Raw genomic sequence first — 12,822 nt, 5'->3', positions numbered from 1 at the left:
AGGGCTTATGCTTCGGACTGCATGTCCAGGCATGGTGAACTTTTCCCTGGTGTTACGTCAACCTTTCGGGTTGATTTCGCGTTATAGTGCTCATATGAGCGCCAAGAAACAGGGCTTAGGCCTGGTGGAGTCGCTACGCCTGGCAGCGGTGGCCCGGCGCTTCTACGAACAGGGCGCCTCGAAACTCGAGATCGCCGAAGAGTTCGGGATCAGCCGGTTCAAGGTCGCGCGAATGCTGGACACGGCCAGGGAAAGCGGCATCGTCAAGGTCGAGTTCCACCTGCCCGCGCCGGTCGATCTCGTACTGTCCGAAGAGATCCGCGCCGCGTACCGGCTGGACCGGGTCCTCGTGCTCGAACGAGCGCCGGAACCGGAATCCCGCGAGGTGGCCCGGCGCAAGATCGGCTCGCTCGCCGCCCGCCTCCTGGCCGAAATCGTCACCCCCGGCGACGTCCTCGGCCTTTCCTGGGCACGGTCGGTGAACGCGATGACCGACGCGATCGAGTCGCTGCCGAAATGCCCGATCGTGCAACTGTGCGGCGTGCAGGCGGGCATGGACATGCGCGACCGGTCGGTGGAGACGGTCAGCCGGGTCGCCTCCGTCTCGGGCGGCACGCCGTACCCGATCTTCGGCCCGCTCGTCCTCCCCGACCGCCGCACCACCGAAACGCTGCGCAGGCAGCCGGGGATCGCGGAGACCTTCGGGCAGTTCAAGAACCTGACCAAGGCCGTCGTCAGCATCGGCGCGTGGAAACCCGAAGAGTCGACGGTGTACGACGCGCTCGACGAGGCCGAGCGGAGCGCGATCGCGAAACGCGGTGCCAAGGCCGAGGTCTCGGCGCGCCTGTTCGACGCCGACGGCAACCCGATGTCCACCGGCTTGGCCCACCACGTGCTGGCCATCAGCGCCGAGGAACTCCTCGCCGTCCCCGAAGTGATCGCCTTGGGCTACACGGAACCGAAGGCCGAAGCGATAGACGCCGTCCTGCGCTCCGGCATGGTCTCGACCCTGATCACCGACGCCGCCGCGGCCGTCCCGCTACTCCGGCTGGCCGAAGCCCGCCCACTCCCCTGACCCCGTGTCGTCCGCCCAATCACGCGAGATCGCCCTCCAATCACGCGAGTTCCGCCTTCAATCACGCGAGATCGCTGCCCGATCACGCATGATCGCGAAACCGGGCCGCCTCGTCCTGCGCCGCCATGACCTCGTCGCCGTACCGGAACGCCCACTCCCCGAAGGCCTCGATGGGCGCCAGCAACGTGGTCCCGAGATCCGTCAGCGAGTACTCGACCTTCGCCGTCCGCCCGCAGTCGCGCCGGTGGACGAGACCGTTGGCCTCCAGCCGCCGGACCGTCTCCGTGAGCACCTTCGTACTGATCCCGCCCAGCCTTCGCCGCAGTTCCGCCGGGCGCAGCGGGCCTTCGCGCAGGGCCCACAGCACGACCGGGTTCCACGTGTTCGCCATCAGGTCGAAGGCCAGCCGGGCACGGCAATCGGCGAGGAAGACGTCGTTCATCGGACCTCCGGTAACCATTCGGTACCCACGCGGCTTTCTACGGTCGGTGTCGTCACTCGATCTTAGGGAGCAGCACATGCGTATCGGTATTTTCGGGGCGGGCGGGATGGCGGAGGCGCTCGGCGGCCAGTGGTCCGGGCACGACGTGATGGTCGCGGCGCGCGATCGGGCCAAGGCCGCCAAGATCTCCGCGCGGGTCGGCACGTGGGCGGAGACCGCCCGCGCGAGCGACGTGATCCTGCTCGCCCTCCCCGCCGCTTCGGTACCGGAAGTCCTTGCCGCGGCGGGGAATCTCGACGGCAAGGTACTGATCGACTGCACGAACGCCGTCGGTCCCGGCGCCGTGCTCACGGTCCCCGACCAGGCCGCCCGGATCGCCGCCGCCGCACCCGGCGCGCACGTGGTCAAGGCGTTCAACCTCTGCGAGGTGGACGTCTGGCGGATGACGCCCCCGGTGTTCGGCGGCCGCCCGCTCGCGGTGCCGCTCTGCGGTGCGCCGGAGGCCGTCGAAGTGGTGAGTTCGCTGGTCCGCGACCTCGGCTGCACGCCGCTGAACGCCGGCGGGCTCGACCGGGCGGGGCTCATGGAGGCGACCATGGCGTTCATGGTCGGTCTCTGGTTCGACGGCCACGACGCCCAGGCCTGTTTCCCGCCCCTTCCGGCCTGATTTCAGGGTCGTCCCCGATGTGCCGGGCCTGGCGGTCGCGCGAATCTGTGCGCCATGCGGACGAAGACCTGGCGGCAGCTGACCGTGTGGCTGCACGTCGTCACCTCGATGGGCTGGATGGGGCAGGCCCTAGCCCTGTTCACCCTCCTGGCGATCGGCCGGACGAGCGCGGACGGTGAGATCCGCGTCGCGGCGACGTCGATGGCGCACGAGATCGACTCGTTCCTGCTGGCGCCGCTGGCCAACGCGTCGGCCTTCACCGGTTTCATGCTCGCGGCGGCGACGGCGTGGGGGTTCACCCGGCACTGGTGGGTGCTGGCGAAGTTCGCGATCACGCTCGTCCAGCTCTGCGCCGGGATCTTCCTGCTGTCGGGCGCTTTGCGGGATTCCGTCGACGCCGCCAGGGCCGGCGACGCGCCGCCGGTGGCGCTGGTCGCCGGGACCGCGCTGATGGCGAGCGCGTTGGCTTTCCAGGCCTGGCTTTCGGTGGCGAAACCGTGGGGCAAGGCCCGCTCCGGCGTGAAACTGCCGACCGCGCCGACGTGGGTGTTCGTCGCCGCGGTCCTCGCGCCGCTCACCGACATCACGGTGGGCCTGCTCCTCGGCTATCCGCTGCCGGCGCTTTCACTGGTGGTGCTGATCGTTCAGCTGGTCCGGCGGCGCGCCGTCACAAGTCCGTGAAGGCCTCCTTGAGGGACTCTGGGTCCCTCAAGGAGGCCTTCACGGAACGAGCTACTTCTTGTACGCCCCGCCCGCGATTCCCAGTCCCGCCGCTATGGCCACGACGACCAGCGCACGCTTGAAGACACCCATGATTCCTCCCAGCCCCTGTGACACTTACCTGACGAATGTAACACCGATCCGCTGGGTCGCACAGTCGTTTCAGCGGAATGCCGAAATCAGAGCTGGTCCACCGCCGTGATCCGGATGACCGCCGAGCCCGCCTCGTCCGAAGCGGCCAGATCGACCTCGGCGCTGATGCCCCAGTCGTGATCGCCCGCCGGATCGTCGAAGATCTGCCGCACCCGCCAGATCTCCGGCTCCTGCTCGATGATCAGCAGCTTCGGCCCGCGCGCGTCCGGCCCGATGCCGAGCGTTTCGTGCTCGTCGTAGTAGTCCTCGATGGCGTCTTCCCACGCGTCCGCGTCCCAGCCCGACGCGGCGTCCAGCTCGCCGAGCGTGTCGTAGGCACGCCGCGAAGCCAGCTCCACCCGCCGGAACAGCTCGTTGCGCACGAGCACCCGGAACGCCCGCTCGTTCCGCGTGACCGCGGGCGGCTCGGACGGCGGCCTCGTCGAAACCGGGCCCTCCTCTTCGGGATGCCGCAAGGCTTCCCACTCGTCCAGAAGACTGGAGTCGACCTGGCGCACGAGTTCGCCGAGCCATTCGATGAGGTCCTGCAACCCCTCGCTCTTGGCCTCGTCGGGCACCGTGTGCCGCAGCGAGTCGTAGGTGTCGGTGAGGTACCGCAGCACCAGCCCTTCCGAGCGGGCGAGCTGGTAGAAACCGATGTACTCCACGAAGTTCATCGCGCGCTCGTACATGTCGCGCACGACGGACTTCGGTTTGAGCTCGTAGTCCTCGACCCACGGATGCCCTTGCCGGTAGCGGGAATACGCCGCCTCCAGCAGTTCCTCCAGCGGCTTCGGGTACGTGACGTTTTCGAGCAGCTCCATCCGCTCGTCGTACTCGATGCCTTCGGCCTTCATCGCCTGCACGGCCTCGCCGCGCGCCTTGAACTGCTGCTGCGACAGCACCGGACGCGGGTTGTCCACAGTGGATTCCACAATGGACACGACGTCGAGCGGATACGACGGTGACTCGACGTCCAGGAGTTCGATCGCGGCGAGCGCGAACGGCGAAAGCGGCTGGTTCAGCGCGAAATCGAACTGCAGGTCCACGGTCAGCCGGACGATGCGGCCCTGCTCGTCGGGTTCGTCGAGCCGTTCCACGACACCGGCCGCGAGCAGCGCGCGGTAGATCGCGATCGCGCGCAGGATCAGTTTCCGCTGGGTGGGACGGTCGGAGTGGTTGTCCTCCAGCAGATGCCGCATCGAGTCGAACGCGTTGCCCGGGCGGGAGATCACGTTCAGCAGCATCGAGTGGCTGACGTGGAAGCTCGACGTCAGCGGCTCCGGCTCGGCCGCGATCAGCCGGTCGAAGGTGCTCTCCGTCCAGTTGACGAACCCCTCGGGCGCCTTCTTGCGGACGATCTTCTTTTTCTTCTTGGGATCGTCGCCCGCCTTCTCCAGCGCCTTGGCGTTTTCGACGACGTGGTCCGGTGCCTGCACGACGACGTAGCCGTCGGTGTCGTACCCCGCGCGGCCAGCGCGGCCGGCGATCTGATGGAACTCGCGCGCCTTGAGATGCCGTTGCCGCACACCGTCGTACTTCGTCAGCGCCGAAAAGACCACCGTGCGGATCGGTACGTTGATGCCGACGCCGAGCGTGTCGGTCCCGCAGATCACCTTCAGCAGCCCCGCCTGAGCGAGCTGCTCGACGAGGCGCCGGTACTTCGGCAGCATGCCGGCGTGGTGCACGCCGATCCCGTGCCGGACCAGCCTCGACAGCGTCTTCCCGAACCCGGCCGAGAAGCGGAAGTCGCCGAGCATCTCGGCGATGGCCTCCTTCTCCGCCTTCGAAGTGACGTTGATACTCATCAGCGTCTGCGCGCGCTCGATCGCCGCGGCCTGCGAGAAGTGGACGACGTAGACCGGCGACTGCCCGCCGTTGAGCAGCTCGGACATCGTCTCGTGCAACGGTGTCAGCGCGTAACGGAAGGTCAGCGGCACCGGCCGCTGCGCCGAGGTGACCACCGCGGTCGGACGGCCGGTCCGGCGGGTGAGATCTTTTTCGAAGAACGAGACGTCGCCCAGCGTGGCCGACATCAGCACGAACTGCGCCTTCGGCAGTTCGAGCAGCGGCACCTGCCAGGCCCAGCCGCGATCCGGCTCCGAATAGAAGTGGAACTCGTCCGCGACGACCTGGCCGACCGGCGCGTCGGCACCGAAGCGCAACGCCATGTTCGCCAGGATTTCCGCCGTGCAGCAGATGATCGGCGCGTCGGCGTTGACCGCCGAGTCGCCGGTCATCATGCCGACGTTGTCCGCACCGAAGATCTCGATGAGCTGGAAGAACTTCTCCGAGACGAGTGCCTTGATGGGTGCCGTGTAGTAGCTGCGGCGGCCGTGTGCGAGCGCGGTGAAGTGCGCCCCGACGGCGACCAGGCTCTTACCCGAGCCCGTCGGCGTCGAGAGGATCAGGTTCGCGCCGGAGACCACCTCGATGATGGCCTCTTCCTGCGCGGGGTACAGCTCCAACCCGCGCTCGGCCGTCCAGGTGGAGAAGGCTTCGAACAGCGAGTCGGGGTCGGGATCCGCAGGCAGGAGGTCTGTAAGTGTCATCAGAGGACCTATCGTGCCATCCGTTGGTCGCTTCTTGCCCAGGGGTGATCGCGCCCATCGGCGGAAACCCGTAGGCTTCGCGGTACCGCGCACCTTCCGGGCACCATCACCCGGCCGCGCACACAGGCGGTAATCCGAGAGGGCTAAAGGAATGGCACAGGACATCATCCCGATCGAACTCGGCCTGCCACAGGGTGACGTCGTCACCCTCTGGGCGCCGCGCTGGCGGGAAGACGGCGAGGAATGGGAAGCCTTCCTCGGCGACGAGGAAGACCTGTACGCCTTCCCGGACGCCGCGCATCTCGCCGCCTTCGTGCGGACCTCCGAGCAGCACGACCTGCTCGACCACCCCGCGTGGGAGGTCGTCCCGGCGCTGAACGTGCCCGAGCTCATCCCGGACGACGACCACACCTACGACCTGGTGGGCGTCCCCGAGCTGGTGGCCGAGAAGCCGGACCAGTGGACGCTCGGCGAGCTGGCCGAGATCATCGGCATCGTGCGTTCGCTCGCGGACGTGTGCGAGCTCGAAGAGGTCCACGAAGTCCTCGACGCGCACGAGAGCTTCTCGCTGCTGGACCAGGGCACGCTGCCCTTCTCCGGCCGCGACGGCGAGCGCCTCTGGGCGGACCTGTCGCAAGCGGTCTCGGAGAAGTGGGACACCGTCCTCGACGCGATCGACGGCCTCGTGACCGTCCCCGACGTCGACGAGAAGGTGCTGGAGCAGACCGCGGAGGAGCTCGCGACCTTCCTCGCGGAGTCCGCCGAGGCCGAAGCGGCCGCCGTCGACGCGGACCTCATCGACGACTCGGACGAGGACGACGAGGAAGACGACGAGCCCGTCGGCTTCTGGGGCGAGGTCGGCATCGACCCGATCAAGATCATCACCTCCGGTGCCGAGTACTACACGCTGCGCTGCTACCTCGACGACAAGCCGATCTTCCTCGGCAGCGAAGGCGAGATCGACGTCTTCACCTCCGAGAAGGCCCTCATCCGCGCGATCGCGGACGGCAAGGAGCTGGCGGGCAACGACCTCGCCGGAGTGTCCACTTGGGACGAGGTGACCACGAAGGCCACCGCGGGCGAGCTCGAGATCGAGGTCGACACCGAGAACACCTACGTGCTCAACGGGATCGCCGACGACATCGCCGAAGGCCCGGAGTCGATCGACCCGACGCAGCTGGAGCTGGCCGTCGAGCTGATCACCGACGCCGCCGAGTGGGCCGAAGACGACAGCGTCGAAACCGCGCTGGCCGCCAACGAAAGCCTCGGCTGGCTGGTGTCGTTCGTGCTGCGGCCGGACCCGTCGCGGCTGGAGCCGAGCGCTCCGTTCGACGCCGAGCAGTCCGAGTGGCGCAAGCTCGTCGAGACCTTCGAGAACCGCCTCACGGTTCTCTGATCCACCCGCGAAGGGGCCCCTCAGGTTCGTCCTGAGGGGCCCTTTTCGTCTCTGACGGGCACCAGGGCGACGGCCAGCGCCGGGAAGATCGCGGCCACGCAGAACGCCAGCGCGTACCGCGAATCACCGATCACGAGACCCAGCATCGGCGGCGTCAACGCGGCGGCGATGTTCTGGCCGGTGTTCTGCGTGCCCATCGCCCGCCCCGCCCACGCGAGCCCGGCCATCTCCGCCGACGCGGTGAACCCGAGCCCGTTGTCGGACACGGTGATCACCGCGGCCAGGACGAGCGCCAGCAGCACCAGCCACGGCCACGTCGCGTCGCCGAGCGCGACCAGCAGCATCACCGCGGCGCTCGCGATCGCCAGCTGCCGCATCGGCCGCAGCCTGCTGCCGACGCGGTCTGACCAGTAGCCCGACACCAGCCTGCCCAGCGCGCCGAGGACCTGGACGGCGCCGACGAACCAGCCCGCGGACGCCGCCGTCCAGTCGTGCATGGTCACCAGGTACACGGGGGTGAACGCGGAGACCGTGAACTGCGGGACGACGAGCAGCGCGCTCGCGCCGTGGACCCGCCACAACGCCGGCCTCCGGTACGGCGACGGCGGTTTCTCCCCCGCCGTCCCGGATTCCGGACGCGGCGGGTCGATCAGGAGCCAGGCGACCAGGAGCGCGACGCCGATCGCGGTCAGCGCGGGCAGCAGGAGCGAGACCTGGAAACCCCAGCGGTCCGCGAGCGGCGGGAGGCCGAAGGCGGCGACGCCCACCCCGAGCGGCTGGGCCATCTGGCGGATGCCCATCGCGAAACCGCGTTCGGCCGGGCCGAACCAGCCCAGGACGGCCCGGCCGCTCGCGGCGTTCACTGACGCGGTGCTCGCGCCGGCGAGCAGGAACACCCCAAAGAGGATCCCGAGCGAGTGGTCACCGGCGGCCGCGTACACGAGGAGTAACCCCGAGACGCCGAGCCCGATGGCCATTACCAAACGCTCTCCGTAACGGTCCGCGGCCGCGCCCCACAGGATCAAGGTGAACAGCAGGCCAAGACTCGGCGCCGCGACCACGGTTCCCGCTTCGGCGAGCGTGAGCCCCTCCGCACGCTGCATCGACGGCACCAGGAACGGGAGCCCGTAGAGGAACGAGCAACTCGCGGTCTGCGCGGCGAGACCGAGCGCGAGGATGAGCCAGCGTCGTTTGCCGCCGATCCCCACGTCCACGACCTGCGCCATCTTCGCCACCGTTCCACTATTTGGGATATCACTCCTACATAGTGAACGATAGTTGTCGCTGCTAACTAACGCAAGGCCGCGTACCCGGGCTTGATGACCGTGTTGATGATGTCGAGCCGCTGGTCGAAATCGAGGAAGGCGGATTTCATCGCATTGATCGTGAACCACTCGAGATCGGCCAGCCCGAAGCCGAACGCCTCGCTCAGGGCGGCGAATTCGCTGGTCATCGAGCAGCCGCTCATCAGCCGGTTGTCGGTGTTGACGGTGACCCGGAACCGCAGCCTGGCGAGCAGGCCGATGGGATGCTCGCCGATCGAGCGCGCCGCTCCCGTCTGGACATTGGACGTGGGGCAGATCTCGAGCGGGATCCGCCGGTCGCGGACGTAGGCGGCCAACCGTCCCAAATGGACCGTGCCGTCACTGCCGGTCTTGATGTCGTCGACGATGCGCACGCCGTGGCCCAGCCGCTCCGCGCCGCAATGCTGAATCGCCTCCCAAATGGACGCGAGCCCGAACGCCTCCCCGGCATGAATGGTGAAATGCGCATTATTCGTCCGCAGAAACTCGAATGCGTCGAGATTTCTGGTAGGCGGGAATCCGTCTTCCGGTCCGGCGATGTCGAACCCGACCACGCCGGCGTCGCGGTAGCGGACGGCCAGCCCGGCGATCTCCAGCGCCCTGGCGTGCTGGCGCATCGCGCAGAGCAACGTCCCGACGCGGATCCGGCCGCCGTCGGCCGCCACTCTCCGTTCACCTTCGGCGAACCCGGCCTGAATGGCCTCGACCACCGCATCGAGTGACAGTCCGCGTTCGACGAACAGTTCGGGGGCATAACGCACCTCGGCGTAGACGACGCCGTCGGCCGCCAGGTCTTCCACCGCCTCGGCGGCCACTCTGACCAGCGCTTCCTCGGTCTGCATGACGCCGCAGGTATGCGCGAACGTCTCAAGGTACGAGACGAGGGAGCCGGAATCGGCGGCGTCGCGGAACCAGCGGCCGAGTTCCACGGGATCAGTGGTGGGCAAGGCCTCGTAGCCGGTCTGTTCGGCGAGTTCGGCGACCGTCGCGGGACGCAATCCGCCGTCCAGGTGGTCGTGGAGGAGAACCTTGGGAGCGCGGGCCAGTACCGCCTCCGGGACGCGTGGTCTGCTGCTTTCAGAGGACATACGTAACGGTAACCAGCCTGTCATTCCCCTACATGGCTGTAAGTCTCATGCTTGACTTAACCCTCGGCTTTGTGGATCACCGGCTGAATCGGCCATCAGGGCAGAGCTCGGCATTGTCCGATACCCGGGGGCCATACGCAGAGCAATTTCGCAATGGATAAGCTTCACGTCACGTCCCTCCCATTTCCCCGCCCACGAAGGACACCGCAGTGACCACTGACAACCACATTGCAGCCCCGTCCTTCGACCGGATGCGCAACATGCTGGTGCGCGCGGCCGAAGTGCGTGAGAGCGAACAGCAGCAGATCTTCGACGCCCTCGACGACATCTACGCACGTCTGGCCCCCGTCGACTCGCTCGGCGCGGTGCGCAAGCGGCTCTCCGAGATGCCCGACCGCACCGAGACCAGCGTGCTCGCCGAGCGGCTCGACGAGACCATGTCGCGGCTCGAAGCGCAGGACACCGCGATCGCCGCGCTGACCCGCGCCGTCGAAAGCATCGTCGACAAGCTGGCCAAGCCGTTCGCTCAGCTCGACGGCCGCCTCGACGGCATGGCCGCGCGTCTGGAAGGCGTCGGGGGCCGGATGGACGGGCTCGAGGACAAGCTCCAGAACATCCACCGCCGTCTCGACGAGCTCGGCGCGCACCTCGACAAGCAGGACGTGAAGACCGACACGCTGCCGCAGTCGGTGATCGGGCCGGTGCGCGAGCGCGTCGAGCAGGCCGAGTCCACCCTGCGGGACCGCGTCGACACCGTCGACCGCGAGCTGCGCACCCGCGTCGAGAACCTCGACAAGGCCACCAAGGAAAGCCTCACCGCGAACACCGAGGCGCTCAAGACCGCGCTGACCGAGACCGGCGAGATGATCGACGCTTCGGAGCGCCTCGACGGCCTCGGCGACCGGCTCGAGAAGGTCACCTCGCGGCTCGACGACCTGGCGGAGCGGCTCGACAAGGTCGAGGACGGCTTCACCGGCCGCCTCGGCGACCTCGACGGCTCGATCCGCTCCGGTCTGTCGAAGGTCGAGAGCACGCTGCAGAAGCAGCCGGACACCGACTCGGTCGACTCGCTGGTGCGCAAGAGCAACGACGAGTCCGTGCGCCGTATCGGTGGCCAGCTGGACGAGGCCATGGCGACCTTCGCGGAGCTGATGCTCGGCGGTGGCCCGGCCGTGCAGCAGATCTCCCCGCCGCCGCCCGCCCCGCGTCAGCCGCGCCGCAGCTCGCGCAACGGCCGGGCGCCCAAGGCGGCCGACGCCAAGGCGAAGGCCGACGGCGGCGACGAGTCCTCGGACTGACGCCCTCGCTTAACGCGTGAAGGCCCCCTTCCCACGGCTTCGCCTGGGACGGGGGCCTTCACGCTTTCTCGGGCCACGACCTGCGTTTCGCGGGCTAAACGCGATCCGGCGGTCGCCCGCGTTTCGTCCTCTAAATGCGGTGCGCACCCTGGGGCCCGGCGTCGGCCGGGCCGGGCCCGACGTCCCCAATGTGGCATTGGAGGCACTCAGCGTCCCCAACGCCACATTGGGGACACCCGCCCCGCGCCGACCTGCGTTTCGCGGGCTAAACGCGATCCGGCGCCCCCGCGTTTCGTCCTCTGGATGCGGTAGTTGCACGCGCAAGTACCGCATCCAGAGGACGAAACGCGGAGGTCAGGGGCGCGGACGCGCGAAGGCCCCCTTTGGGACGTTCAACGTCTCAAAGGGGGCCTTCAGGACACAGGAGCCGCGAGCAGGGCAGGGCGACCACCGGATCGCGTTTAGCCCGCGAAACGCAGGTCAGGGGCGCACGGTTTCCAGGACGAGCGGAGCGGAGGCCGGAGCCTCCGAGGAGACGGCGTAGGCGTCTTCGAGCGCAGCGAGAGCCGAAGGAACAGCCTCAGGCGTATCGGTGTGCAGCTCCAGCAGCGGCTGCCCGGCCGACACGGTGTCTCCCGGCTTCGCCAGGCACAGGACGCCGGCCGCGGCCTGCACCGGATCCTCCTTGCGCGCCCGCCCGGCCCCCAGCCGCCAAGCGGCGACCCCGACCGAGTACGCGTCCAAAGACGTCAGGACACCATCAGCAGGCGCCGAGACGACGTGAACATGCTCAGGCCGCGGCAAAGCAGCCTCCGGATCCCCGCCCTGAGCGGCGATCATCCGGCACCACGTCTCGTAAGCCCGGCCCGAAGCCAACACCGCCGCCGGGTCCACATCGGACAGCCCGGCCAGCGCCAGCATCTCCCGCGCCAACGCCACGGTCAGCTCGACGACGTCGGAAGGACCGCCGCCACGCAGCACCTCGACCGACTCCGCGACCTCGATCGCGTTGCCGACGGCGTGCCCCAGCGGCACGTTCATGTCCGTGATCAGCGCCGTCGTCGCGACGCCGTGCGCGGTCCCGATCTCCACCAGCGTCCGCGCGAGTTCGCGGGCCTGCGGAAGCGTCTTCATGAACGCGCCCGAACCGGTCTTCACGTCGAGCACCAGCCCGGCCGAGCCCTCGGCGATCTTCTTGCTCATGATCGAGCTCGCGATCAGCGGGATCGACTCCACCGTCGACGTCACGTCGCGCAGCGCGTACAGCTTCTTGTCCGCGGGCGCCAGACCGGAAGTGGCCGCGCAGACCACCGCACCGACCTCGTCGAGCTGCCGGATGATCTCCGATGTCGACAAAGAGGCACGCCAGCCCGGAATCGACTCCAGTTTGTCCAGCGTCCCGCCGGTGTGCCCGAGCCCGCGCCCGGACAGCTGCGGCACGGCCGCGCCGCACGCCGCGACGAGCGGCGCCAGCGGGAGCGTGATCTTGTCACCGACCCCGCCGGTCGAATGCTTGTCGATCGTCGGACGGCTGACCTTCAGGTCCAGCCGCTCCCCCGACGAGATCATCGCGCCGGTCCAGCGCGCGATCTCGCCGGAGTCCATCCCCCGCAGGAAGATGGCCATCGCGAGGGCGGCCATCTGTTCCTCGGCGATGTCGCCGCGCGTGTACGCGTCGATCGTCCAGTCGATCTGCTCGTCGGACAGCCGTCCGCCGTCCCGCTTCGCGCGGATGACGTCGACGGCGGCGAAAGCGCTCACGGCAGGTCGTCCGGTCCGAACGCGTCCGGCAGCACCGCCGACATCGGCAGGATGCCGCTCGGGGTGTCCACCAGGCAGTCGGAACCGCCGTGTTCGAACAGGATCTGACGGCAGCGCCCGCACGGCATCAGCAGCGCGCCTTCACCGCTGCGGCACGCGACGGCGACGAGTTTGCCGCCGCCGGTCAGCCGCAGCTGCCCCGCCATCGTGCATTCCGCGCACATTCCCAAGCCGTACGAAGCGTTCTCGACGTTGCAGCCGACGACGATCCGGCCGTCGTCCACCACGGCCGCGACACCGACGTGCAGGCCGGAGTACGGCGCGTACGCCGACTTCGCCGCCTCGATGGCCTGAGCCCGCAAGGCTTCCCAGTCGTACTCAGCCATG

At 68.5% G+C, this 12,822-nt stretch carries 11 protein-coding genes; 5 read left to right on the top strand and 6 right to left on the bottom strand.

All coding sequences use genetic code 11. The features are described from left to right. The first annotated feature begins 94 nt into the window (after positions 1 to 94). The gene (locus DMC64_RS05285; protein WP_125732345.1) at positions 95 to 1,075 is read left to right on the top strand and encodes a sugar-binding transcriptional regulator; all 981 of its coding nucleotides are present in this window, start codon (positions 95 to 97) and stop codon (positions 1,073 to 1,075) included. 82 nt (positions 1,076 to 1,157) lie between these two features. On the opposite strand, the gene DMC64_RS05280 is transcribed toward DMC64_RS05285, so the two are convergent. After that, the gene (locus DMC64_RS05280; RefSeq protein ID WP_125732343.1) at positions 1,158 to 1,517 is read right to left on the bottom strand and encodes a helix-turn-helix domain-containing protein; all 360 of its coding nucleotides are present in this window, start codon (positions 1,515 to 1,517) and stop codon (positions 1,158 to 1,160) included. A gap of 76 nt (positions 1,518 to 1,593) precedes the next feature. On the opposite strand from DMC64_RS05280, the gene DMC64_RS05275 reads away from it, so the two are divergent. Next, a complete protein-coding gene (locus DMC64_RS05275; RefSeq protein ID WP_125732341.1) occupies positions 1,594 to 2,184 on the top strand; it encodes an NADPH-dependent F420 reductase in 591 nt (196 codons plus the stop codon). A gap of 54 nt (positions 2,185 to 2,238) precedes the next feature. Then, complete coding sequence (locus DMC64_RS05270) at positions 2,239 to 2,865, top strand: hypothetical protein (RefSeq protein ID WP_125732339.1); 627 nt, start codon at positions 2,239 to 2,241, stop codon at positions 2,863 to 2,865. A gap of 218 nt (positions 2,866 to 3,083) precedes the next feature. Here the strand turns inward: DMC64_RS05270 and DMC64_RS05265 are convergent, their stop codons facing one another. Continuing rightward, positions 3,084 to 5,588 carry an RNA helicase gene (locus DMC64_RS05265; protein ID WP_125732338.1) on the bottom strand — a complete coding sequence of 835 codons (2,505 nt, stop codon included), beginning with the start codon at positions 5,586 to 5,588 and terminating at the stop codon, positions 3,084 to 3,086. 151 nt (positions 5,589 to 5,739) lie between these two features. Between DMC64_RS05265 and DMC64_RS05260 the strand changes: the two genes are divergently transcribed. Beyond that, positions 5,740 to 6,984 (top strand): hypothetical protein, encoded by a 1,245-nt coding sequence (locus tag DMC64_RS05260; protein ID WP_037332421.1) that lies wholly within the window; start codon positions 5,740 to 5,742, stop codon positions 6,982 to 6,984. A 20-nt stretch (positions 6,985 to 7,004) separates the two neighbouring features. Here the strand turns inward: DMC64_RS05260 and DMC64_RS05255 are convergent, their stop codons facing one another. Both DMC64_RS05255 and DMC64_RS05250 read right to left on the bottom strand, forming a co-directional pair. After that, positions 7,005 to 8,210, bottom strand: coding sequence for an MFS transporter (locus tag DMC64_RS05255; protein WP_052120351.1), 1,206 nt, complete (start codon positions 8,208 to 8,210; stop codon positions 7,005 to 7,007). 65 nt (positions 8,211 to 8,275) lie between these two features. Beyond that, entirely contained in the window at positions 8,276 to 9,376 is a 1,101-nt protein-coding gene (locus tag DMC64_RS05250) for an adenosine deaminase (protein ID WP_125732336.1), read from the bottom strand. Positions 9,377 to 9,585: 209 nt separating this feature from the next. Between DMC64_RS05250 and DMC64_RS05245 the strand changes: the two genes are divergently transcribed. After that, the gene (locus tag DMC64_RS05245) at positions 9,586 to 10,674 is read left to right on the top strand and encodes a hypothetical protein (RefSeq protein ID WP_016331266.1); all 1,089 of its coding nucleotides are present in this window, start codon (positions 9,586 to 9,588) and stop codon (positions 10,672 to 10,674) included. Between the two features lie 480 nt (positions 10,675 to 11,154). On the opposite strand, the gene DMC64_RS05240 is transcribed toward DMC64_RS05245, so the two are convergent. Both DMC64_RS05240 and DMC64_RS05235 read right to left on the bottom strand, forming a co-directional pair. Then, on the bottom strand, positions 11,155 to 12,435 hold the full coding sequence (locus DMC64_RS05240) for a thymidine phosphorylase (RefSeq protein ID WP_125732334.1): 1,281 nt from the start codon (positions 12,433 to 12,435) through the stop codon (positions 11,155 to 11,157). Continuing rightward, the gene (locus DMC64_RS05235) at positions 12,432 to 12,821 is read right to left on the bottom strand and encodes a cytidine deaminase (protein ID WP_016331264.1); all 390 of its coding nucleotides are present in this window, start codon (positions 12,819 to 12,821) and stop codon (positions 12,432 to 12,434) included. Before DMC64_RS05235 ends, DMC64_RS05240 begins: the two co-directional genes overlap by 4 nt. Between the last annotated feature and the right edge of the window lies 1 nt (position 12,822).

Source organism: Amycolatopsis sp. WAC 04197 (genome assembly GCF_003947475.1).
GTDB classification, from domain to species: domain Bacteria; phylum Actinomycetota; class Actinomycetes; order Mycobacteriales; family Pseudonocardiaceae; genus Amycolatopsis; species Amycolatopsis japonica.
The sequence above is the reverse complement of the archived record's forward strand: the minus strand, read 5'-3'. Positions and strand labels throughout refer to the sequence as shown.

What these genes read in the sequence shown, in the direction of transcription:
- DMC64_RS05260 (WP_037332421.1), top strand. Translation starts at nt 5,740, where the DNA reads ATGGCACAGGACATCATCCCGATCGAACTCGGCCTGCCACAGGGTGAC.
- DMC64_RS05275 (WP_125732341.1), top strand. Translation starts at nt 1,594, where the DNA reads ATGCGTATCGGTATTTTCGGGGCGGGCGGGATGGCGGAGGCGCTCGGC.
- DMC64_RS05255 (WP_052120351.1), bottom strand. Translation starts at nt 8,210, where the DNA reads ATGGCGCAGGTCGTGGACGTGGGGATCGGCGGCAAACGACGCTGGCTC.
- DMC64_RS05285 (WP_125732345.1), top strand. Translation starts at nt 95, where the DNA reads ATGAGCGCCAAGAAACAGGGCTTAGGCCTGGTGGAGTCGCTACGCCTG.
- DMC64_RS05265 (WP_125732338.1), bottom strand. Translation starts at nt 5,588, where the DNA reads ATGACACTTACAGACCTCCTGCCTGCGGATCCCGACCCCGACTCGCTG.
- DMC64_RS05270 (WP_125732339.1), top strand. Translation starts at nt 2,239, where the DNA reads ATGCGGACGAAGACCTGGCGGCAGCTGACCGTGTGGCTGCACGTCGTC.
- DMC64_RS05235 (WP_016331264.1), bottom strand. Translation starts at nt 12,821, where the DNA reads ATGGCTGAGTACGACTGGGAAGCCTTGCGGGCTCAGGCCATCGAGGCG.
- DMC64_RS05250 (WP_125732336.1), bottom strand. Translation starts at nt 9,376, where the DNA reads ATGTCCTCTGAAAGCAGCAGACCACGCGTCCCGGAGGCGGTACTGGCC.
- DMC64_RS05280 (WP_125732343.1), bottom strand. Translation starts at nt 1,517, where the DNA reads ATGAACGACGTCTTCCTCGCCGATTGCCGTGCCCGGCTGGCCTTCGAC.